Raw genomic sequence first — 24396 nt, 5'->3', positions numbered from 1 at the left:
CATCCGGTTTCGCGCCGATCCGTTGTCGCGACAGGAGCGGCGCGTGCGGCCGACTCAGCGGCCCGATGTTTCAGCTTCGATACGACCTTCTTCCCACAGTGCCCAGAAACGGCTGCCCGCGCGATACGGATTCGCGCGCCGCGCGGCGTGATCGGTAACGCCCTGGCGAAACGCGCCGTACAGCGTCAGCGGCGGATTGTCGACGCACGCGGCTTCACGCGTAGCCGGCATGCGGCGCTCGGAAACGAGCCGCCGGATCAGCGACGCACCGTCGATCACGGCCTGTTCGTCGATGGTTTCGCTGCGGCTGAGGACTTCGACGGTATTCATGTTGAGTCTCCCTGACAACCTGTTTCCCTGTCAGGGAGCAATAAGAGTGCCAGCCTCGAAAAGCGTTGCGCTGCATCGATCGTGCAGGCTTCTGCGGTCAATGTGACGGGGGGCGAGCGCCGATGTTACGGAACACGTCACGTGACACGCGAGCGCACGGCGGGACATGCGAACCCGCAAAGCGTTTCGGAATTGAATCGTCGGGAGGATGCGGCCGGTATTGGAAACGAGGATGAGCGGGTCGCGCGTGCCGTCGGATCAGTTCGCGGTGACCGGTGCCACGCGGCGGCTGCCGTTCGAATAGAAGCAGTAGATGCCCTTGCCGGCAGACTTTGCGTCGTACAGCGCGCTGTCGGCCTGCCGGATCAACTCGTCGGGGGAGCCGTGCCCGTCGTCGAGCGCGATGCCGATGCTGATCCCGAGACTGACGGTCTCGCCGATCGACAGCGTATAGGGCGCCGAGATCTGCCGGATGATCCGCGCGGCCAGGAGCGAGCACGCGTGCATCGTCGTGTCGTCGATCGCGACGACGAATTCGTCGCCGCCGATGCGCGCCGCAAGCTCGCCGGGCGGCAGCGTCTTGCCGAGTCGCGCGGCGACCTGCGTCAGCACTTCGTCGCCGGACTGGTGGCCGAAGCGGTCGTTGATCGCCTTGAAGCCGTCGAGATCGAGATACATGACGGCGAGCGAGGGGCCCGGCAGGCGCGGCCGGTGCGCGAGCATCCGCTTGAGCTGGGCATGTAGTTCGTGGCGGTTCGGCAAACCCGTCAGTGCGTCGTGCCGCGCGAGGTGCCGGATGTGCTGCTCGGTCTGGCGGCGCGTGGTGACGTCCTCGACGATGATCACCGCGTTGCCGTCCGGCACGCGGTGGCGCGTCAGTTCGAGCTGGCGGCCGTCGGCGAGCACGATGTCGAACGGCTCGGGTTCGTCGCGGGTCAGCCAGACGTCGCACTGCGCGGCGAGACCGGTGTCGGTGCAATTGGACATGGCGTTCGCGCCGAGCGCCGCGACGACATCAGCGAGCGGCGTATCGAGCATGATTTCGCGTGGCGAGCCGAACAGCTGCGCGGTGCGGCGGTTCGCGACGATCACGCGGGTGTCGCTGTCGATCATGCACAGGCCGTGCGGCATGTAGGTGAGGGCGGCGTCGAAGTGCGCGACGAGTTCGGCGTTGCGCTGGCGCGCGGCGATCAGTGCGACGAGCACGCGGTAATGGCGCTGGACGACCGTGCGCATGGCCGCGAGATAGATCGCGAGCGGCGGCAGCAGCAGCCACGCGCCCGGCCGGTCCGCCAGCAATGCGCCGACGCCGATCGGCAGCACGCCGAGCGTGACCTGCGTCATCGCGAGCCGCGGCAGCGCCGAATTGCGCGATGCGATCCCGCCGAACACGCCGCCCGCGACCATCACGGACAGCGTGCCGAGCTCGACGTCGACGGCGTCCACGCAGCCCATCACGCCGAGGCCTAGCACGAAGCACGCGGCGAGCGACACGGGCGCATAGCGCCTCGCCCAGTATTCGGCGCGATCGTCGCCGGCGTCGCGGCGCACCGTGTAGGCGCGCGCGATCGCGAGCCGGGCGACGAGCAGGCCGACGTCGACGATCAGCCACACGAGACACCAGAGTTGCTGCAGCCGGATCAGCGCGACGGCCGCGACGAAGCCGCTGGCGAGCCCGGACATCGCCATCGGGCGAATATCCTCGAACAGCGTGACCAGCATCGACGGGCGCAACGCCGCCGTGACACTGTAGTTGCCGGAGGAGGGAGTGGCGAGAACGGAGTCCAGGAGAGAGGTCCTGACTGCCATGGATTTTGACCTCGACACGATGTCGCGATGGCTGGCCGCGCCCGCACGGCGCGTAGCGGAAGCGCCGGCAAGCCGGATACGCGCGACATTACCATGAAACACGGGCGGCGCGGGGTGCCCGGGCACATGGCAGCGGCAGTGCGTCGACACTGGACATCGCGCCGGCCGCTAGTCGTAAACCACGCCTGCGAAAGTCTTGCGCATTCGACGGGGCGGGGGCAGCATCGTTGCGAACGGAACAATGTGCGGTGGCCGACCGGGGACCGGCCGCGATGCGTGGCGAGCTTGCCCGTCGACAGATGTCGATGCCGGCCGAAGCCGATGCGACGGGACGCAAACGCGCGCACATCGACGACGCATTGCGCGCCGCGACCGTCCGCCGCAGCCCGTATGAATCCCGTTATAAGAAATTCAATAAGTATTTCATGCGAGAAATACTATAGGCGATATATCTAAAACAATGCCAGAATGCGCGCCGCTCCGAACGCCGCGACACCCGATCGCCGTCCGAGCCGCATCAGGAGGTTCCCCCACATGAAAAACCACGGCCTGTCACGGCGGGGTTTTCTGAAAGCCAGTGTGCTGGCGGGCGTCGCAGTGTATGTCGCGCCCCTGGGCAGCCGCGCATTCGCGGCGCTCTTCGAAGAAAAACTCCTCACCCCCGTCAAATGGGATAGCGTCACCGGCATCCCCCAATTCCGCATCGACGGCATCGCGAAGGTCACGGGCGCGAAAGTGTTCGCCCGCGACGTCCGCGCGGCCGACATGCCGCACTGGCCGCAGCAGCAGTCGCATGCGCTGATCCTGCGCGTCACGCAGGCCGACCGCACCTACGAAGGCTTCGACCTGTCGCTGCTCGGCGACGACCTGAAGCCGGACCGCGTGGTCACGGCCGACGATCTCGCACGCGACGGCGTCGCGTTCCCGACGTTCTACGGCGACGACATGCTGTTGCCGGCCGGCAAGACGCCCGCGTATCTCGGCCATGCGGTCGCGATCCTGATCTATCACGACTTCGCGCGCTTCCGCTTCGCGAAGAACACGCTCAAGTTCCGCGACGACGTGATCCGCTACGGCGCGGTCACGGGCCCGCTCGAGCGCGATCCGTGGGGCACCTTCCGCTACGTGCGCGTGGGCGGCAAGACGGCCTATGACGACGACGTCTATTCGAGCCTGAAGGATGCGCCGATCTTCCCGAGCATGATGCGCAAGCACCTGCCGGTCTGGCCGGACGGCAAGGAGCACGGCAAGCTCGACGAGCAGGGCATGTTCCTCGCGGGGCAGATCGCGAGCGAGCTCGATCATCCGTCGGCCGACTGGCTCGTGTTCGACCGCGAGTACAACACGCAGTCGGTCGATACGGCCGCGCTCGAACCCGACAACGCGAACTGCTGGTACGACGCCGCGACGCAATCGCTGCACCTCGTCGTGCCGACGCAGTCGCCGCTCGAAGTGGCGGAGAACGCGGCCGCGATGGTCGCGAAATGCCGCTTCCCGGTGAAGAAGCTGTTCGTGCATCCGTGCTACACGGTTGGCTACGGTTCCAAGGATCACTTCAACGTGCCGTTCTACGGGCTCGTCTGCGCGCTGTACGCGGACGGCCGCCCGGTGCGTTTCGCGAACGACCGCTACGAGCAGTTCCAGACTTCGCTGAAGCGTCACGCGTTCAAGATGCATTACCGGATCGCGGTCGACCGCAACACCGGACTGCTGCAGTCGTTCAAGGGCGACTTCGAGGCGAACGGCGGCGGTCGCATGAACTTCTCGCCGTCGGTCGCGATGGTCGGCGCGACGGCCGCGCAATCGATCTACTACTTCCCGAAGAGCGACCTCGCGGCGGTCGCGATCGCGTCGCGCGCGATCGACGCCGGTTCCGCACGCGGCTACGGCACGCTGCAGAGCATGGCCGCGACCGAGATGGCGGTCGACGAAATCGCCGCGCAACTGAACCTCGACCCGATCGATTTCCGGCTGCGCAACGCGCTGCGTTCGGGGATGAAGAACACGCAGGGTGCGATTCCGGCCGGCGCGCTGCGCGTCGACGAAGTGCTGGAACGCGCGAAGCAGCATCCGCTGTGGACACGCCGCGTCGCGCGCAAGGCCGAATTCGAAGCCGCGAACCCGGGCAAGCGCTACGGCGTCGGCTTCGCGTGCGTGCAGAAGGATTTCGGCACGGGCGCGGAAGCGTCGTTCGCGAAGGTCGAATTCGACGAGCACGGCAAGGTGTCGCTGCAGCACACGGCTGCCGAGATCGGCACGGGGATGTCGACGTCGCAGGCCATCGCGGTCGCGAAATGGCTCGGCCGTCCGGCGACCGACGTACGGGTTGCCGTGACCGAGTGGCCGGACCTGCCGGTCGAGACGAGCGGCGATCCGTACCTGATGTCGCAGGCCGACCAGGATCGCCTCAGCGCGAACCCGCGCTGGTCGCCGAACTATGCGTCGCCGTCGAGCGCGACGAATTCGGCGTACTACTTCACGCACAGCACGCGCGAAGCCGCGCGTGCGGTATTCCGCTACGGGCTGTGGCCGGCCGCGATGTCGATCTGGACGCGCGGCCTCGGCGGCGGCCAGGCCGCGCCGTACACGATCCGCATCGAGGATGCGCGCTGGGTCGACGGCAAGCTGACCGCCGACGGCCTCGAGCCGCTGACGTTCGAACAGCTCGCGAAGCAGGCGCATGCGCTCGGCCTGCCGACCGGCGCCGTCGTGCACGTGTTCAACCGCTGGCAATGGACCGACGCCGAGTTCGAAGTGGGCGGCACGATCGAACGTTTGCCGATCGACGGGCTGTCGCTGCGCGTCGGCGCGCCGAAGACGGGCGACCAGACCGGCGACGACAACGGCCCCGTGCCGGGCACCGCCGCGCCGGCCGGCGCGACGACGATGCGCGTCACGCTCGCGCCGACCGCGAACGGCTATCGCGTGCTGGACCGCAAACGCGTGTTCATCCCGCCGACGAGCCGCAACAACGCGGCCGTCACGTACTACACGGCCGTCGGCACGCTCGTCGAGCTGGCCGTGCACGAAGCGACCGGCAAGGTCGAACTGCTCACGCACCACTCGATCATGGAGTGCGGCAACCAGATCTCGCCGCAGCTCGTGTCGGGCCAGTTGCAGGGCGGTCTCGCGATGGGCATCGGCCATGCGCTGCATGAATACCTGCCGCTCTACGAGGACGGCCCCGGCAACGGCACGTGGAACTTCAACCGCTACCCGTTGCCGCGCGCGTCCGACGTCGCCGTGTGGTCGCAGACGGGCGACATCCTGCCGCCGTTGTCCGAGACCGATCCGCCGAAGGGCGTCGCCGAAGTGGTGATGATCCCCGTCGTCGGCGCGATCGTGAACGGCATCGCGCACGCGATCGGCCATCGTTTCACCGACCTGCCGGTGACCCCGCAAAAGATTCAGGAGGTGCTCGCATGACGACCGCCCAAACCGCGGCTTCGGCCGCGAGCGCCAGCGCCGCCGCGACCGGCGCTTCCGCGCCGACCGCGGCTTCGGCCGCCCCGGCGTCCGCCCCGGCGGCTGCGCCGGCCGCCGTCGAGCGTCCGCTCGTCCGGTTCCAGCAGAAGCCGCTGTCGGTCAACATCAACGGCAAGTCCGTCGGCCCGATGCAGGTGCCCGAAGGGCTGATGATGATCGAGTTCCTGCACGAGTACGCAGGCCTCACCGGCTCGCGGCTCGGCTGCGGGCAGGGCGTCTGCCACGCATGCGTCGTGATCGTCGACAAGCCGGACGGCACGAGCGAGGAAATGCGCACCTGCATTACCGGCGCGCACTTCTTCCACGGCCGTTCGATCCGCACGATCGAAGGCCACGCGAAGCGCAACGACGCGGGCGAAGTGGTCGAGCTGTCGCCCATCCAGCAGAAGTTCCTCGAGCACTTCAGCTTCCAGTGCGGCTACTGCACGCCGGGCTTCGTCAACGCGGCAACCGTGCTGATCGAACGCCTGAAGCGCGAGCCGGTTGCGAAGGCCGACGTCGAACGCACGATCACCGACGCGCTCGACGCGCATATCTGCCGCTGCACGGGCTACGTTCGCTACTACGAAGCCGTCAAGGACGTGGTGCTGACGACGCCGGGACTCGTGAAGGACGCCGCATGAAACGCACATTCGCCCATCGTGTCGCGCGGGCCGCGGGCCTGCCCACGCTCGCGGCGGCCTGCGCGCTGCTGCTCGCCGCCTGCGGCGGCCATGACGCGCCGGCCTCGAACTCGGCATCCGGCGCACCCGGTGCCGATCAGGTCGCGCGCGGCCGCTATCTCGTGAAGGCCGCCGACTGCGCGGCATGCCACACCGCGAAGGACGGCGCGCCGTTCGCCGGCGGCGCGAAGCTCGATTCGCCGTACGGCACGTTCTACGGCTCGAACATCACGCCCGACAAGGGTCACGGGATCGGCAACTGGAGCGCGGACGACTTCTACGCCGCGCTGCACGACGGCAAGGCGCCCGGCAAGCGGCTGTATCCGTCGATGCCTTACACGTCGTACCGGCAGCTCACGCGCGCCGATACCGACGCGATGTACGCGTACCTGATGACGGTCAAGCCGGTCGCGCAGGAAAACCGCGCGCACGAGCTGAAGTTCCCGTACAACCTGCGCTTCGGCATGGCCGTGTGGGATCTGTTCTTCCTGAAGGACAACCTGCCGGACGCGTCGGCCGGGCAATCCGCCGACTGGCAGCGCGGCCGCTATCTGGCGAACGCGCTCGGCCACTGCGCGGAATGCCACACGCCGCGCACGTTCACGGGCCAGCTCGACAGCGCAAAGCCGCTCGCGGGCGCCGCGCTCGGCCGCGTAGCCGCGCCCGACATCACGCCGGCCGGCCTCGCCGCGCGCGGCTGGACCGGCGCCGACCTGCAGACGTTCTTCGGCGTCGGCATCGCGCCGCAAGGTTCGGCGTTCGGCGAGATGTATCCGGTCGTGCACCTGAGCACGCAGTACCTGACGAAGGACGACCTGCGCGCGCTGTCCGTGTATCTGCTCGGCGATACGCCGCCCGCGCCGCAACCGGTGAAGCCGGTGTCGGCCGACGCCGCGCAGCTCGCGGCCGGCCGCTCGGTGTATCTCGCGGTGTGTGCGGGCTGTCACGGCTTCAACGGGGAAGGCAAGCCGCACGTCGCGGTGCCGATGAACGGCAACTCGACGGTGCGCCAGGGCGATGCTCGCAACTTGCTGGTCGCGATGCTCGACGGCATCGAAGAGCAGAAGTTTGCCGGTTTCGAAAACCTGCAGCCGATGCCGGGTTTCGCGTACACGCTGAGCGACAACGAACTCGCCCAGCTCGCGAACTACCTGCGCGCGACGTGGGGCGGCCAGCCCGCGAGCGTCACGCCGGCCGACGTGAAGGCGATGCGTTAAGTCCAGGTCGTGCCGCAGGGCGGGGCGTCGCGCGCGATATAGCCGGCTTCCGGTGATCGCGCGCGATGTGTCGCCCGACTTGTTGCGGCGGTTTTTCAGTAGCCGCCGCCACCTCCACCGCCACCTCCGCCTCCACCGCCTCCCGCCCCGCCGCCGCCGTAGCGGCTCATGCCGGGCCCTTGAGAAGCGCCGCCGCTCGACGGCGTACATCCCGTCGACAGCACAAGCATTAGCGCCGCGATCAGCGCCGCGGCCAACGTTGCCGATTTCATTGCAATCTCCTTGCAGCGCGCAGGCCGCAGGACAGGCCGGTTCGCGTGAACCGAGCGTCTGCGCGATGAAGAAACGGATCGGGCGAGCCGCTTATTCCATGCTTTTTGCGTATCGTCGCGCACGATGGTGCCGGATCGGATCCGCCGCGCGGTGCGTTGGTACACTCCAGCACGCCGCCATTCCGATTCCGAATACAAAAACCATGAGTGCCACTCTCGAGCGCCCTTCGCGCAAACCGTTGCGTGCGTCCGGCCGTGCCGTGTTCGGCTGCCTGTCATTTGCCGTCGGCGGCCCGCTGGTCGCGTCGCTCGTCTGGCCGGCCGTGATGCTGATCGCGTGGACGTTAATCGACGGTCCGTCGTGGGACGAACTGAAAATCAGCGCCGGCATGGTGCCGCTGATCTTCTTTGCGTCGTTCCTGTTCGGCTACTTCCTGCCCGCGATGGTGACCGGCGGCATCATGGGGGCGCTCGGCACGCGCATCCGGCGCCGCTGGTTCGTGTTGCTGGGCGTGATCGTGGGCGCCGGCACGATGGTCGGTTATGTGCTGCTCCAGACCTGGCTGATCAAGGCTGACAAGGTAGGCGATATCAACGCGATCGCCACGCTCGATGCGATCGTCACGTCGGCCGTGATGTCGCACTGGCTGCATCGGCGGCTCGAGCGCCGGCGATGAGCGGGAGGTGCCGCGCATCGGGCGCATGACCGGTGACGCGCATGAACCCCGCGAGCCGAATGGCACTGCCCGGCCGCGACTGCGGCCCGCGGCCCGCTACGCATGTCCGATGCTTTCCTTTACGCGGATGCCGCCGTCGCGGCGATGTCCGCTCAACGATAGACGAGATCGGCGCGGCGGTTCTGCGCCCACGAATCCTCGTCGTGGCCGAGCGCGACCGGCTTTTCCTTGCCGAGACTGACCGCTTCGAGTTGCGTGGCCGGCACGCCGAGCGTTTCGAGTGCGCTCAACACGGCTTGCGAACGGCGTTGGCCGAGCGCGAGGTTGTATTCGGACGTGCCGCGTTCGTCGGTGTTGCCCTGGATCAGCACGCGCCGCGACGGATGGCTGCGCAGGTAGCCGGCGTGCGCCTGCAGCAGCGACTCGTATTCGGGCTTCACGGAGTACGCGTCGAAATCGAAATAGACGCTGCGCTTCGCGAGCGGGCTGTTCGGATTGTCGAGATCGTCGGCCGTCACCGTTGCGACGGCTTCGCTCGACGGCGTCGGCGCCATGCCGGCATTCTCGGGTGTCTTCGCCGCGTGATGGCAACCGGCCAGCAGTGCGACGGCTGCCAGGACCGCAAATCGGTTCGTCTTGCTCATCGTTCGTCTCCAGCAGTGGACTGCGTGGGAAGCGTGGCGCGTGCCATCTGCACGTACGTATCCGGCTGCAACGGCGCGAAAGGTCCGGCTTCGTCGACGCGATGCATGTCCGTAAGCCGGTGGTGCGCCATATGAAAGATTGTTGCGCCCGGAACGCCGGATTTCGGCGTCGCTGCAAACAGATTAGGAAAAATGTCACAACGTCACCAGTTTCTCCGCATTTTTTGCGCAGACGCGACAGTTCGGAAGGCATTCTTGCGCTCGCCGTCGCCGCACGGCACGCAATGACACAGCGCAAAGGCCGCGCACGGGCGCGGCCGTTTCAGCGCGGGTCGCGACGATCACGCGGGGCTTGAAACGCGTGCCGTACGCAGCCGGCGACGCGGTGAAGCGGCGAAGCGCCGCGTCGTCAGAACTTGTGCCGCAGCCCCAGTGCGACGACGACCTGGTTGCTGTTCGCCGAAGGCGTCAGCGTCCAGACGGTCGCGTTGAACGCGGGATTGCCGTTGCCGCCGCTCACGCTCTGGTAGACGCCTTCGAGATACGCGTCCGTGCGCTTCGACAGCGCATAGTCGGCCTGCGCGACGACCTGGTTCCATTTCGGGCGCGTCTGGCCCGTACGCGTGTCGAAGCGGCCCATCGTGTACGTGTACGCGGCGGCGAGGCTCAATGCGCGCGTGACGAAGTAGCGCCCGTCGACCGTGAAGTTGTCGAACACGAGCGATTCGCCCTTCAGCGGCGCGATATTGCCGCCCTGGAGCACGCCCGTCACGCCGTCGGTGGTCGAGTGCGACCACGCGGCGCCGACCGAATGCGGCCCGAACGCATAACGGCCGGCCGCGGCCCAGATCTGCTGGTTGCCGCCCGTGATCGTCGCCGAGCCGTCGACCGTGCTCAGCGCGCCGTCCGGGTTCGGCGAATTGCGGTCGCGGCTGATCTTCAGGTAGCCGGCGCCGAGTTTCAGCGGACCGTTCGCATACGACAGCCCCGCGCTCCATGCCGCGTTGTTGGCGAACTGGCCTGCTGCGTTCGAGAAACCGAACATCGCGCCGAACGTCAGCCCGTGGTATGTCGGGCTCGTGTATTTCACCGCGTTGTTGATGCGCAGGTTGCGGTTCGAATCGTCGTTGTCGTACGGATGGACCGCGAGGTTGCCGCCCCAGCCGGGGCCGGACGCACCGAGCGGCGTCACGAAGTCGAGGATCAGGTCGTACTGGCGGCCGAACGTCAGCGTGCCGGCCGCCTTCGAGCTCACGCCGATCCATGCCTGGCGGCCGAACATGTCGACGCCTTTCTGCGACAGCTTGCCGGTGGTGCCCGAGAAGCCGTTTTCTAGCGTGAAGACCGCGGCCATCCCGCCGCCGAGATCCTCGCGGCCGCGCAACCCCCAGCGCGACGCGTTCAGTGCGCCGCTCGTCATCGCGACGCTGCCGCTGCCGGGCGAGCCGGCGCCCTGCGTGCGCTGGTTGGTCGAGTAGGTGATCGACGTGTCGATCAGGCCGTACAGCGTCACGCTGCTCTGCGCGTGCGCGATGGCCGGCGCGAAGCCGGTCAGGCATGCGGCAATCACGGTCCCCGCGACACGTGTGCCGGCATGCTTGTTCATCTGGTAGGAATGCATAGGAGTTTTTATCGTTGGTCCGGCCCGGTGGCCGGCGGGTCGCGTCGGCGCGCCGGCCGACGGATCGAGCGGCCATTATTGGAGATCGTGCGACGGTCGATTAAGGCGTTGCACAGGAAAGGTCCTCTGCGGAATCGAGCGGAATCGCGGCGTGTCGGTGCCGGGGGCGGCGTCGGGGATTCAGTCGGAAGCGGGGCGCGTGCGGCGCAGGAGGCGCGCGTCGACGCGATTCAGATTCAGTTTCAGTGTGACGCCGAGCGGTTCACGCCGTCGGCGCGTAATCGACGGTCGAACGATTAACGGCGTGCAACCGGAAGTGCAGCGTCGACGCCGCCGCTTCGATACGCTGCACGAACGGCGATCGCTTTGGCTTCGATCGCCTCCGGCGACGGGCAGGGTCTCAGGCGAACGGCAACGCGCGGCAACTCGGCAAGCTGATTGCGAAGATGCACGATCGATCGGCAGCACCGGAATGCCGACGACGACGCATCGGCACCCGACGCGGCTTCGGCAAGCTCGGCCGCCCACTCGACACCGCGATGGCGCCTGACCTCGTCGAGATGCGGCAGGTAGCGTGCGTCGCCCGATAACGCGATCAGCAGCGCGGCCCAATGCGCGCCGCGCCATCCGTGGTTCATGTCGCGCGTCAGGTCGGCGAGCAGCGCGTCGGCCAGCACGGACAGGCTTTGCTGGCAAAGGTAGTGGAAATCGAGCGGCTGGTAGCGGACATGCGGGTAGTCGCGCAGCACATGCCCGAGCTCGGCGCCGGTATCGACGGCGGCGGCCAGGAACCGTTCGGCCGGCGCGGGGCGGTTCAGCAGCAGCGTCGGCACGCTCACGAACAGCCGGCCGATGTCGTCGGGGTGGTAGTGCATCGCGAATGTCGCTTTCGATGAAGTGTTGTCGTTCGTCGTTCAAGCCACCCGGAAACGGCGACGAACGTCGAAGCAGTGCCGCGACCGCCGCGGCTTTCGCCAGACCAATGAGTATGGATGGCCGGCACCGCCGCAGGCAACGGGAAAATTTACCGCTCGTGCGGCACCGAGCCGGCATCGGCAAGCAACGGCGGTTGCCCGCGTCATATTCGTAGCGCACGTTTCCCGGTGCCGGCGTAACGGGGCCGGCGACTACGTAATTCGCGACTTTTTGCGCGTTCCCGGTTCGGCACAATGGATCGTTGCGCGTGGCGGCCTGCCGTTTCCCGGTACGTCACGCATGCCGCGGGAGAACGGACATGGTGTTGATGGCAGTGGGAGGAGGCGGGGGCGGGCCGGTCGACGTGCCGCAGCCGCAGAACGACAACAACCCGACGAACAACAACGGGACGAACAGCAACGCTGCCAGTGCCCCGCCGGCCCAGACACCCGAACAGAAGGCCCTCGCCGCGGCGCAGGCCGAGACGCAGCGCCTGCTCCAGCTGGCGCAGGCGGAAATGGCGACGCTCAAGCGCCTGAACGACCAGGGCGCGTCGCAAGCCGACCTCGACAACCAGGTCAAGAAGGCCGAATCCGCGTGGGGCGCGGTGCAGGTGGCCGTCGAGAACCAGATGCGCGTGGCCGCCGACGGCGGCGGCGACACGAACAAGGCGATCGCGGGCGTCGCGGCGGACCTACGCAACGCGACGCCGAACGATCCCGTGCTCGGCGAAGTCCTCGACGACGCGCAGAAGGCGGTCTCGGCGGAATCGGCGCCGCAGCGGGCGACCAACGAGAAGGCCTTCCAGCTTGCGCAGGCCGCGCAGCAGGACCAGAACGCGAATGCCGACTTGCAGCAGTACAACGCGTTGCCGGGCGGGATCCGGCGCGACGACCCCGATACCGGCGCGCAGTTGCGTCAGGCGGCCAGCACGGCCGATACGAACAGCAATACCGCCTACACGGCACTGACGAACGCATTGCGCCACGAATACAGCGCGTCGGCCGCGACGCTGCGCCTGAACGACGCGAAGGCCGATTACGCGGCGTGGCAGAAGGAACCGGGCGGATTGCGCCGCGCCGACGAGGCCGACATCACGCAGGAACTGTCGCAGGCACAGAGCCAGTACGACAAGGTGGTGACGGGCGGCGACGACACCGCGCTGACCTACGTGACGCCCGACGAGCAGAACCAGGCCGTCGCGTCCGTGAAGCAGAACCACGACGGCATGTGGTACACCGGCCTCGTCGACGTATTCGGCGAGCAAAGCCAGCTCAAGCGCACGATCGCGACGATCAATCCCGACGATCCGTCGTTGTCGCCGCAGATGAAGCAGCTCGCGCAGTCCGATCCGGTCACTTTCGCGCTGCTGCAGGACACGGGCCAGACCGTCGATCCGAAAGACCCGAAGCTGTCGAACCAGGAACAGGCGCTGGCCGCGCAGAATCCGCTCGCGGAGGCGTTCGTCAAGCTGACGGGCGTGCCGGTGAACCCGGCGGGCCTGAGCGAGGCGGATGCCAAGGCGTTGAACGCACAGATCGCCACGGCGGGCGGCGTGTTTGCGTATGCGATGGCGCACGTCGACAAGAACTCGCCCGCGTACCAGAAGATCCAGACGCTGCTCGCGGCGGCGCCCGACGTTCGGCTGCAGTACACGAAGCAGCAGGTCGACCAGCTGATGCAGAACCCGGGCAGCAATCCCGGCGCCGCGCTGCAGGTGCTGAAGACCAACATGGACGCGTCGTTCTCGCTGGACGAGCGCCAGACGCTGTGGACGCAGGCCGGCCAGCCGCATTTCGACGCGAAGTTCATCCATTCGCAGATCGATCCGCTGATGCAGAAGCCCGATGCGGATGCGACGGATCAGGCGAGCATGCGTGCGCGTTACGACGACACGATGAACGCCGACAAGGCGGGCAAGTGGATGCAGGACATCCTGAACAACGCGCCGCCCGAGTTCGCGGGCGTCGTGCTCGACACCGTCGAGAAGGATTTCAGCAACAAGTGGATGCAGACGAACACGGGCACGCCGCAGCCCTACGGGCAGGGCACCGAGTTCTACAAGGGGCTCAGCAAGGCGGTCGGGCTGGCCGACCAGCAGCCGACCGCGAACGGCGTGCCGGTGCAGCGCGAGGACGACGTCGCGAACTGGCTGCTCGACGACAAGAGCAACGCGAAAGCGGTGATCTACACGCTGCGCGGCAGTGACACCGGCTACGGTTTCGACAGCGTGCGCGTGGCGCTGTCGTCCGGCGTCGATTCGTCGCTGTCGAAGGCGCTGCTGTCGAAGATGCAGGGCGACGACCGGTTCCGCGGGAACTTCGCGGTCGACTTCCAGCTGCGTTACCAGCAAGGGGCCCAGAACGCGCAGAACAAACAGAACAGTCAGGCCGCAACGGCCAGCTACAACCTGTTCAAGTCCAATCCGGACCAGCAGCTGCAGGCGTATTTCAACGACTTCCAGAAGAACTTCGACGGCCAGTCCCGCACGTTCACGGTCGGTTCCGACCAGTTCACGAACTTCGTCGGCGTGGGGCTCGGGATTCAGCCGGACGACCCGGGCGCGGTGCCGACCGACCGGAACGACGTGCCGTCGATGGCAACGCTCGAGCAGATGATCGTCAGCAACGGGCAGTTGCAGAATGGCACGGCGGTGAACAGCCAGTCGTTGTACGCGAAGAATTCGGCCGCAACGCAGATGATCCAGACCGTCGTCGACCAGATCCGCAAGGTCGGCGGCGATCACGCGGTCGTGTCGCTGGTGCCGATCTACTACGTGTCGAAGGGGACGGGCACTGCGCCGAGCGCGCTGTTCAAGGTGCAGGTCGCGGGGCATCCGGACCAGTACCAGCTGATCGACGATCGCGGCTGGAAATACGACAGCGTCGACAACTACCAGCACAACAATGCGCTGTCCGACGACGGCCAGCTGTATGTGCCGAAAAGCATGACGACCGATTCCGCCACCGGCGGTTTCTCGCAATACCAGTCGATCGACGCGCACAAGACCGAGTGGTACCAGCACGTCGAACACTACCTCGAGATCGGCACGGGCATACTCGCGGCGGCCGGCGGTGTCGTGCTGGTCGCGAGCGGGATCGGCGCGATCGGCGGCGGCCCGCTGATCGGTTATTCGATGGCGGCCATCGGCGCGGGGATGGCGGTCGGCGTGCCGACCGCGATCGCCGACCTGAAGAACCTGAGCGATCACGGCCAGTCGATCGGATTCGGCAATGCGCAGGCGCGCGGCGACTGGATCAGCCTGATCGGCAGCGGCACGGGCATCGCGGGCGGCGGGCTCGGCGTCGCGGCGAAGTCGCTTGCCGAAGCGTCGTCGCTGCTGCGCACGACCGGGCAGGTATCCGACATGCTCACGCTCGCATCGCGTGGCGAGGGTGTCACGGCCGAGGCGGCCGGTGTCGGCCGTTTGACACAGGGGGCCGATGCGTTCCAGACGCTCGCGCAGATGACCGGCCGCACGGCCGGCGTGTTCAACGTCACCGGCGGCGCGATCGGCGGTTACCAGATGCTCGACCAGGGCGTGTCGCTGGTGAAGAACTGGGACGCGATGTCCGATTCCGATCGCGCGCAGCAGTTGCTGAACCTCGGGATCGGCGTCGCGCAGATGGGCCTCGGCTCGCACACGCTGATGGAACGGCCGATCCGTGCGATCACGAAGACGCCCGCGCCGCCGGCGATGCCGCGGCCGGTCGCGGTCGACGTCGTGAACTCGATGCTCGGCAACGGGCTCGCGAACCAGCGTCTCGCGGTGGGCGAGATCGGCAACCCGTGGCAGCATGCGGAGGAACAGGCGAACAGTTTCGGCGAATCGGCCGACGACGGCGAACCGGTCTCGCCGGCCGGCACGGGGCTGCGGGCGAGATTCTCCGCGTGGCTGCGGGCGCACCGCACACTGGGCATGCCGGAAGGCGGCGACGCAATCCCGTTGCGGCTGGCGCCCGACGCCGAAGCAATCGACGGCGAACCCACGCCGGCGATCGCGCACGCGCTGGCCGCCGACGAGGCGCCGCCCGCCGAGGCGGGCACGCCGGCAACGACGGGGCATCCCGCGTCATGGGAAATTCCCGCGCGGGCGGCGGCCGATCCGGACGTGCTGCGCAGCGTGGTCGGGTCGGTTCTCATCGGCGGCAACCGTCTCGAAGACATCGAATACTACGTGTACGCGCTGGAGGATACCGAAGGCAACGTGCGCAACCCGGAGGCGGACGGACTGCCCGCGACCGACCGCGGCAACCTGGCGGACGACATCCGCGCGGCGAACGCGGACGAACGGCGCGCGGCCGCGGGCGACGATGCGGCGGCACGCGCGGCCGCGGCCTCCGAAGAGGACGGCACGATCGGCGTGACGCGGTATGCGTCGTACCACGACGCGATGATGGTCGCGCTCGGCGGGACGGTGGCGGGCCGCTACCAGGTCGCGCTGGTCGACACCTCGAGGCTCGCCGCGGACGGCACGGTGCCGCCCGAAGCGATGGTCGGCCATGTCGGGCTCGACGACACCGGCAAGGCGCTGACCCTGTCGATGAACGATACGTACGATCGCACGCTGCGCGTGGTGTATCCGCGCGGATTCGATCCGGCCAAGCCGCTGATCCGCTTCGAGGACGGCAAGCGCATCGACGTGGTCAACGCGCTGGTCGGCATGTACGAAACGCAGTGGGGCGCGTATCCGCGGCGCGAAGCCGACCTCGCGATCTATTCGAACCACCCGACGCAGCCCGAGAACCGGCTGCCGGCGGGCGAGCGGCCGTTGATGCCGGTGCCGCCCGGCTACTTCGCCGTGTATGCGCACGCGTGGTCCGATGCGTTCGCGAGCGCGACCGGCAAGCCGATGAGCGCCGACGACGTGGCCGCGATGGTGCGCCAGAGCGGCTGGGACGGCAAATCGCCGGTGATCCTCTATGCATGCGGCGCGGGCACGCGCGTGACGTCGTTCGCGCAACTGCTGGCGAACGTGCTGGGGGTGGACGTGTACGGCTCGAGCGGCTTCGTCGTGTGGCGTTCGCCGCGCTATCGCAGCGACGGCCCCGACTCCGGTTACACGGCCGGCATCGAGCTGGAACCCGGCGCGCCCAGTTACGCGGGGAAGCCCGACCACTCGGTGCAGCATGCGCCGCGCACCTACCGATTCTCGCCGGCGCTGGCGGTGATCGATCACGGCGCGCATGCGGTCGACTGGAGCACCGTGGCGCCGCGCCCGGTTTCGAACCGCTGGGGCGGCCGCGACGCGACGGGTCAGTCACGCGTGCCGCTCGGCGTGTACGTGTGGCGCGTGCTGACGAATCGCGGGGCGATCGTCAATCCGCGCAGCGGCCGCTCGGCGAGCGCGCTCGAGATGACGTACGCGCTGGAGGATCTGGCGTGGAAGGGCTACACGCCGGGCACGCCGGTCGCGCTGGAGGGGCCGCACAGCGGCGCCGATCCCGAGTTGCTGCAGGAATTCGCGGACCTGATCCAGGCGCCGGTATTCGGCCGGCTCGGCGACGACGACGCGGCCGGGTGGCGGCGCGCGATCCCCGATCCGGGCCGCCGGCTCTCGCGTTTCCAGATCGAACCGGACGTGGGCGGCAAGTTCTCGCCGGGCCGCGCGCAGCCGGTTCGCGTCAATCCGCTGGAGCTGCGGCCGGTGCCGGGCACGAGCGTCGTGAACCTGCTCGGCCACGCGACCGCGCGGCAGTTCCTGAAAGTGTCGGGTTTCGACATCGTCGAATCGCACGGCACGAAGCCGCGCGACGTGAGCTGGGACAGTTCGAGCGCGGTCACGCAAGGCGGCAGCAGGATGTCGCCGCGGGAATTCGCGAGCAAGCTGCTTGAGGATCCAGCCTATACCGAAGGCAACGGCGTGCTGCTGACGGGCTGCTATCTCGGCTCCGGCGGCTATCCGTTCGCGCAGGAGCTGGCATACGAGCTGCAAGTGCCGGTGATCGCGTCGATCGCATCGAACTCGGTGCGCGGCACCGGTGCGCTGGAGCTGCATCCGAACAGCGACGACATCATCGTGCCGGCGCACGACCCCGATGTGTCGACGCGGCTCTACCTGCATATCCCCGAGGCGCCCGACGCGAGCGAACCGCCGATGGTGTTCGCGCGACGCGGCGAGCCCGTGCCGAACGCGGCCGCGCATGGCGACGCGCCGGTCGAACCGGTGCGCCCGATCGAAGCGCAGATCGATCCGGAAGCGGACAGCGGGCGGCGCGGCAACGCCGGTGCGCAAGGCGATGCCGGGCGGCCGGTGTCGACGCCGCGCGGGCCTGCGCATCCGCGTCTCGGGCCCGAACCGGATGCGGGCGAGCCGCCCGTTTATGTGCCGACCCCGATCGTCGAGGTCGGGCCCGGGCAGATCTTCACGGCGGACGAATGGGCGGCGCGCACCGAGCAGGCCGTCGCGGACGAGGCCGACGACGGTCTGTCGGGCATCCCGCAGAAGACCTATCCGAAGAACAGCCGCGTCTATACGGATCGCCAGATCGTCGACGGCGGCGTCGTCACGACGACGATCCACGGGGAGTCGGTCCTGCAGACCGGATTCGACGACGTGACCGGCGTCGACGCGACGCAGCACCCCGAATTCCTGCGCCCGGCCGACACGCTGCTGATGCCGCCCGGCGACCCGCTGCATTCGATCGGTGCGCGCGCGCTGATGTCGCCGCCCGGCCATCACGTGGTGTTCGGACACGGGATGTCGGCCGACGCGATGCTGGGCCCCGAAGGCCGGCCGCTCACGCCGGACGAGGTGGCCGCGCGCGTCGCGCCGCATCTCGAACCGGGGCAGGACGTGACGCTGTATTCGTGCTTCGGCGGGTCGAGCAAGCACGATCCGTTGCGCGTCGCGCCCCGTCAGGTGAGGGCCGCGAGCACGACGTTCGCCGCCACGCTCGCACAGCGCCTGTCCGAGCTCACGGGCCGGCCGACGACGGTGTGGGCGCCGCCGGACATCCTGCTCGTGCAGCCTGACGGTTCGACCGCCGTGCGCGGGACGCGACCGACCGGCCAGGTCGACAAGGATCGCCTGGCAATGCAGAGCTTCCGCGGCGACCCGACGCGCGCCGGACGCCCGGCGCTGCCCGCCGGGGCGGGCGCGGAGCCGGGCGCCGAGCCTTCGCCGGCCACCGCGTACACGACGGCCCGGCCGATGCGCGAGGCGCCGGTGCGGCCGACCGTGCCGCGCGTGGCCGATCCGACCTTTGCCGATCCCGGCTACGATTTCACCGCGATTCCGGACAATACGTTCGAATCGGTCACGCTCGACCATCCGTTCCGCAGCGCGCTGACCGATCGACCGGGCGTGATCGGCGACGCCGCGCGCGTCACGCGCGCCGGCGGCACGGTGAGCCAGCGCTGGCCGAGCTATTTCCTCGACGAACCGCAGCCGACCCGCGTGATCGACGGCGTGATGCAGGCGTTCGACGAAGCCGGCCTGACGAACCTGCGCGTCGAATTCGTCACGCACGAAGGCAGCATCGTGCTCGGCAGCGGCACCGATTTCGGCGCGCTCGATCCCGAGGACGGCTGGTTCCGCTTCAGCGGCACGGTGCCCGACGCGACGGCCGCGGCAACGCATGTGCAGGGCCACACGATGCCCGACGGACCGCGCGCGCTGCCGGAGGGCACGCGGGTGGTCGCGCACGACGATCTCGGCCCGGCGCTCGATGCGGCGCATGCCGGGCCGCGCCATCACGCGTACGTGCCGGCCGATGCGTTGCCGGACGCAACCGCGTTCGCGCAGGGCGACCTGACGGCGCAGGAACGCGTCGCGGCCCACGCGGCCGCGAACCTCGCCGCCGTCGGGGCCGCAGCGCCGGCCGATGCCGTGCTGTTGTCCGCGCTCGGCCACGATCCGGCACGCGCGCTGCGCATCACGACGCCCGGCGGCGAGCTGTTCAAGCCGGCCGGCGTCGACATGTATGTCGTGCGAACCCGCGACGCGGCTACCGGCGACGTGTCGTACCGGCTCGCCGGCGTCGATCGTTCCGGATTGCCGGAAGGATATGCAGCCGTGCACGACTCAGGACTGCGCGCGGTCGGCTCGGTCGGGGGCCGCCCGGTCTGGCCGATGCTCGGCGGAGCGGACCCGGCCGCCGGCCGCCTCGCGGGCACCGCCGGCGCCCCGTCCGGCGCCCCGTCCGGCGCCCCGACGCCCGCCACCGTCGCCGGTCATGCGGGTGCGCCCGCCGCGCCGCAGGGCACCGCGGTGGCCACAGCGGCCGAACAGCAGGCGCATGCCGCCGCATGGCTCGACAGCGTCGGCCGGCGCACGCTCACACGCGTCGACGGCCGGCACGCGCCGACCCTCGACGGGCTGGCTCGCCAGCTCGGCCCCAACGCGCACGTGCTGATCACGACGCATGCCGCGCCGCCCGCCGACGGCGCCGAACACGCGGTGCCGGCGGTCGTCGCGGTGCTCGAAACCGATGCGCACGGCACGCTCGGCCCGGCGCGGATGCTGAACGGCAAACGCGTGCAGCAGACGCTTCAGAAGGCGCTCGAGCAGGCCACCGGCCACGGGCGCCGCGCGCGGCGCCAGTACGATTTCTACGTATCGCCGGTCGCGCACGACGAGCTGGCGCAGCTCGGCGGCCCGTCGAAGATCGAGACGCCGGACGGCAAGACGTCGTGGCCCGTGACCGCGTCGGGCCGCACGATCGATCCCGAGCTCACCGCCGCCGTGTCGAAGCTGCAGGACGCGCCGGGCTTCAAGCGGCCGCGCCAGGCCGTGCGCGCGGTCGAAGGGGCACAGCGCTGGATTCACGTGGTCGAGGACGAGACGGGCAAGGTGCTCGGCTACGCGCAGCGCAACACGAACCACGAATGGAAGTACGTCGAGAAGGCGCCGCTCGGCGATACCGAGATTCCCGAGCAGAACCTGCGTACCGTGTTCCGGCGGCGGCGCCGGGGCGGCATTCCGGTCGGCCGCTCGCCGCGCCGCGGTATCCGGTTCGTGGTCAGCGATGTCAAGCCCGAGGTCGTCGATCGCATCGGCGGGTTCCGGCCGGCGAAGGACGCGGCTGCCACCGACAAGAAACCGTTGCGCTCGGCCGGCGACATGTTCCAGTCGATCGTGCCGGTCCGCAAGCCGCTGGCAACCGCGGAGCAGGGCGGCGGCACGAACGCGGCGCCGCGGCCGCCGGTCGATCCGCACCTGTTGCCGTCGGACAAGTCCACGCTCAACGCGGTCGACTTCAGCGGCAACGGCGTGTCCCACCTGTTGACCGCGATCCGCAACGGCTCGCTGGACGGCGAGCATCACGTGATCTACGTGTTCAGGACGGACCGGGCGGTGGCCGAGGCGCTCGACAATCCGCTCGGCGCGATCGCGGCGCGCAACGGCGAGATGCGCTGGTTCGACGAGATCAAGCACGCGGGCAACCAGAACAAGCCGGGCGTCCCGCTCGACGAAATGCCGATCGGTACCGATCGCTTCGGCGCGGACATGCATTTCCTGCTCACGCAGTTGCAGCCGCGCGACTTCCTGAACAGTGCGCGGCCGACGCGCGTCTCGGCGCTCGAGGCGCGCGAGAAAGCGCTCAAGGAGCAAGTGTCCGACGCGCAGGCGCGCGGCCAGCAGTCGGCCGCTTTCCGCGCGCTGGCGGCCCGCCTCCAGCACGGCTACAACGACGTGCTCGGCGAGCTGCGGCGTCTGCGGAGCAGCGGTCAGGCGCCCGAGCCGCTGTCGATCGAACCGTACCAGCCGGGGTTGCCGTCGGCCACGGTCGTCGAGTTCAACCTGCGCCACGGCGCGGTGAAGCCGGAGGATTATTTCGCGACCCACGAGCAGATCGAGGCGTACAACAAGCAGGCGCAGCGGCCCGGCAACGTGAATCTCGTGCTGAAGGGCGACCCGCAGGCCGTGATGGTCGACGTCGGCATGTGGCGCACGCTGCTCAACAAGCTGTATGTCGCGCGCGACGTGTCGACGTCGGCGTCGCGATTCCTGCCGGTCAACGGCAAGCTGCGCCCGCGCACGCGCGGCGTCGGCGCGGCGACCGTCGCCGACCGGCGGATCCGGCAATTCTTCACGCGCTCGGACCCGCAGTTGCAGGACCGGATGGTGCCGATGGCGCGTTCGTACTCGCTGAGCGACGATCCGGCGCTGATGGGCGCGCAGGTCGAACGGTACGGCGGCGTGACGCCGGTCGTCACGCTCGTGATCGACCGGCATTCGCTCGCGGCGGCGCTCGGCAAGGCGCACGATCCGGATTTCCTGCGCGCGGTGAAGGCACTCGGCGACCAGAAGCATGCGAAGTTCGACGGCGAGAACGGGATGATTCATCCCGCGCCGGGCTCGAAAGGAAAAGCGCTCGCGCTCGACGATCTCGACCATCTGCACCGCTGGCTCGACGAGGCGGCGCGCACCGGTTTCGCGATCCGACTCGAGACGGCGCCGTCGCGCGCGCTCGTGTCCGGCGTCGACTACCGGTTCCAGTCGGGCACCAACGACACGTATCACGACTATGTGCGGGTCGTCACGGCGCTCGAACGCTGGTCGAACGCGCATCCGGACACGATCGCGCCCAACGTGATGGTCACGTTCCACGGCTGGGATACGGTGCCGGAATCGGTGCCGGGCGCGGGGCACGAGAAGCTGCTGCGCGCGGTGCTCGAGCGCAAGGGGCTCGAATGGGTGCACATGGGGTTGTCGTACGGCACGCATGGCGCCGACTTCATCGGCAATCAGGATCTGACCACCGCGCTCGCGAAGCTGATCGTCGATAACCGCAAGCGGCCCGACGTGATCAACCGCCTGCACGGCGCGGATGCATTGACGCGCGTATTCGAACGAGTCGACCGGAAGACGCTGGCGAATCAGCATCAGCTGCTGTTCGCGGAAGTCGAACGGATCGGCGCCGCGCAAGGGATGACGCCCGCCGAGATCGCCGGGCTGCGCCAGCAAATCTATGAAGGCAACACGACGGTGTGGCTGAACCAGGCGCGCAAGGCGACGATCGAGCACGCGACGAAGCAGTGGGACGCCGATGGCAACAAGCCGTACTTCCCCACGGACAAGGGCGCGCGCGCGTTCGGCGGGCGCTGGCTGGCGGAATACGGCGGCAGCGTGCCTGACCGGGTGACCACGCTTGCGCAGCCTGCCTCGGCGGACCCGCTCGACCACTGGCGTGCGGTCGTGCGCGATCCCGCGCTGCTCGACGACGGCACGAAGCCGATCGGTGCGAGCCGCCGGGAGGCCGCCCAGCTCGCGAAGGTCGATATTCCCGACGCGCAGCGCGCACAGGCGGAACTGCATGCGCTGCGGGTGCACGACGAGCCGATCGGCGTCAACCGGCCGCCAACGTCGCGGCGGCGGCGGTTCACCGGCGACGTTGCGGCGGCCGCCGTGACCGGCGGCGCCGGGGCGGGCGTGCTCGTTACGGTCGGCAAGGAATCGTTGCGTACCGCGACGAATTCCTTTTACGCGGGGCTGCGGGTCGGCCGCGTGTTCCAGGCGCTGCATCACGGTGCGGTCGCGAGCCTGAAGAACGGCGATCCGCGTGTGTTCGACCGGGTCGTCGACCGGCTCGTGCGCGGGTTGCAGACGCAACTGAAGGTGAACGGCTTCGACGTGGCCGGGCGGGGCGCGCAACTGGAGCAGATTGCATACGAAGGCAAGGCGAAGGCTGCGCAGCTTCGCGCGCTCAACGACGACGGCCAGCTGTCGTTCGACGACACGGTGATGCATACGAAGGCGATCGCCGCCGACATGCTCTCGCAGATGCAGGGCGTGGTGGGCGGGACGTCGCTGAAGCTGCTGCACCACGGCAGCCCGCGGCACTCGGTCGGCCGGATCGGCCGCGTGCTTTCGCTGGGCGGTTACGGCGTTGCGTTCAAGTTGAACGTGGACAAGGTGAGAAAGACCGGTGACTTGCTGGCCGGCGGGCAGGCCCTGGGCGGGATGTTCGGCGCCGTGTATACCGGCATCGTCTACCGGGGCAGCCTGCGCGGCGTGAATGCCGATAATCGCAGCCAGCTCGCGCGTACCGTGAGCGCGACCGGCGATTACCTGACCTCGGCGATGAGCATCGCGGGCGGCATTCATACCACGATGACGGGCGATCCGTACACCGGCACGCTGACGACGATGTCGGGCTTGCTGCTCGGTGCCGGGCGCCTGCATTCGCATTTCCCGAACGCGACGCCGTGGCTCGCGCGCTTGCCGACCGGCATCGCGCTCGCGCCGGTGGCAATCTTCGGCATCACGCAAGGGATCAGTCTGATCACGGCGTCGGACGACAAGCACAAGCCGTCCGGCTCATCGACGAATCATCTGGGCCCGAGCAACGGGATGCCGACGCCGGGCGCGACGACGGCGCCGGCTCAGCCGAGCGCATCCGCGACGCCGGCTCAGCCGAGCGCGTCAGCGACGCCGTCGCAACCGAGCGCATCCGCGACGCCGGCTCAGCCGAGCGCGTCAGCGACGCCGTCGCAACCGAGCGCATCCGCGACACCGTCGCAGCCGGCGCAGCCTCCGTCGAGTACGCCAAGCGCCACGCCGCTGACCGTGAACGTGGCCGCGGGCGATTCGTTGTGGACGATCGCCGAACGTCACGAAGGATCGCTGCTGGCCGCGGCTCATGTTCCAGCCGACGAACAGCAGCGGATGTCGGACGGTCAGCGGATCAACGTCGCGCTCAACGAGATCCTGCAGCTCAACCGGAACCTGGCGAGCAATCCGGGCGAGATCGCTCCCGGGCAGCAGGTGATTGTCGGGTGACGGAGGTCAGGTGCCGGCTTGCGGCGGCGGTCGGGA

Annotated in this window: 10 protein-coding genes; 5 read left to right on the top strand and 5 right to left on the bottom strand. The window is 68.7% G+C overall.

Going from position 1 to position 24396, the window contains the following annotated elements; all coding sequences use genetic code 11:
• Positions 1–54 precede the first annotated feature (54 nt).
• Together LXM88_RS23385 and LXM88_RS23380 are read right to left on the bottom strand one after the other, a co-directional pair.
• A complete protein-coding gene (locus LXM88_RS23385; protein WP_262544722.1) occupies positions 55–330 on the bottom strand; it encodes a hypothetical protein in 276 nt (91 codons plus the stop codon).
• Between the two features lie 258 nt (positions 331–588).
• Positions 589–2139 carry a sensor domain-containing diguanylate cyclase gene (locus LXM88_RS23380; RefSeq protein ID WP_262544721.1) on the bottom strand — a complete coding sequence of 517 codons (1551 nt, stop codon included), beginning with the start codon at positions 2137–2139 and terminating at the stop codon, positions 589–591.
• A 534-nt stretch (positions 2140–2673) separates the two neighbouring features.
• Here LXM88_RS23380 and LXM88_RS23375 point away from each other — a divergent pair.
• From LXM88_RS23375 to LXM88_RS23360, 4 genes are all read left to right on the top strand, one after another.
• Entirely contained in the window at positions 2674–5565 is a 2892-nt protein-coding gene (locus LXM88_RS23375; RefSeq protein ID WP_262544720.1) for a xanthine dehydrogenase family protein molybdopterin-binding subunit, read from the top strand.
• Entirely contained in the window at positions 5562–6248 is a 687-nt protein-coding gene (locus tag LXM88_RS23370; RefSeq protein ID WP_262544719.1) for a (2Fe-2S)-binding protein, read from the top strand. Before LXM88_RS23375 ends, LXM88_RS23370 begins: the two co-directional genes overlap by 4 nt.
• Positions 6245–7504 (top strand): cytochrome c, encoded by a 1260-nt coding sequence (locus LXM88_RS23365; RefSeq protein ID WP_262544718.1) that lies wholly within the window; start codon positions 6245–6247, stop codon positions 7502–7504. Before LXM88_RS23370 ends, LXM88_RS23365 begins: the two co-directional genes overlap by 4 nt.
• 337 nt (positions 7505–7841) lie before the next feature.
• Positions 7842–8453, top strand: coding sequence for a hypothetical protein (locus tag LXM88_RS23360; protein ID WP_262544717.1), 612 nt, complete (start codon positions 7842–7844; stop codon positions 8451–8453).
• A 152-nt stretch (positions 8454–8605) separates the two neighbouring features.
• On the opposite strand, the gene pal is transcribed toward LXM88_RS23360, so the two are convergent.
• The 3 genes from pal to LXM88_RS23345 form a co-directional block, all read right to left on the bottom strand.
• Positions 8606–9097, bottom strand: coding sequence for a peptidoglycan-associated lipoprotein Pal (gene pal, locus LXM88_RS23355; protein ID WP_262544716.1), 492 nt, complete (start codon positions 9095–9097; stop codon positions 8606–8608).
• 409 nt (positions 9098–9506) lie between these two features.
• On the bottom strand, positions 9507–10718 hold the full coding sequence (locus LXM88_RS23350) for a porin (protein ID WP_262544715.1): 1212 nt from the start codon (positions 10716–10718) through the stop codon (positions 9507–9509).
• A gap of 296 nt (positions 10719–11014) precedes the next feature.
• The gene (locus LXM88_RS23345) at positions 11015–11593 is read right to left on the bottom strand and encodes a hypothetical protein (protein ID WP_262544714.1); all 579 of its coding nucleotides are present in this window, start codon (positions 11591–11593) and stop codon (positions 11015–11017) included.
• A gap of 359 nt (positions 11594–11952) precedes the next feature.
• Here LXM88_RS23345 and LXM88_RS23340 point away from each other — a divergent pair, with 359 nt between their 5' ends.
• A complete protein-coding gene (locus LXM88_RS23340; protein ID WP_262544713.1) occupies positions 11953–24360 on the top strand; it encodes an LWXIA domain-containing protein in 12408 nt (4135 codons plus the stop codon).
• Positions 24361–24396: the final 36 nt, after the last annotated feature.

Source organism: Burkholderia sp. S-53 (genome assembly GCF_025560745.1).
Classification (GTDB): domain Bacteria; phylum Pseudomonadota; class Gammaproteobacteria; order Burkholderiales; family Burkholderiaceae; genus Burkholderia; species Burkholderia pyrrocinia.
This window is presented reverse-complemented; position numbering and strand designations above follow the sequence as displayed.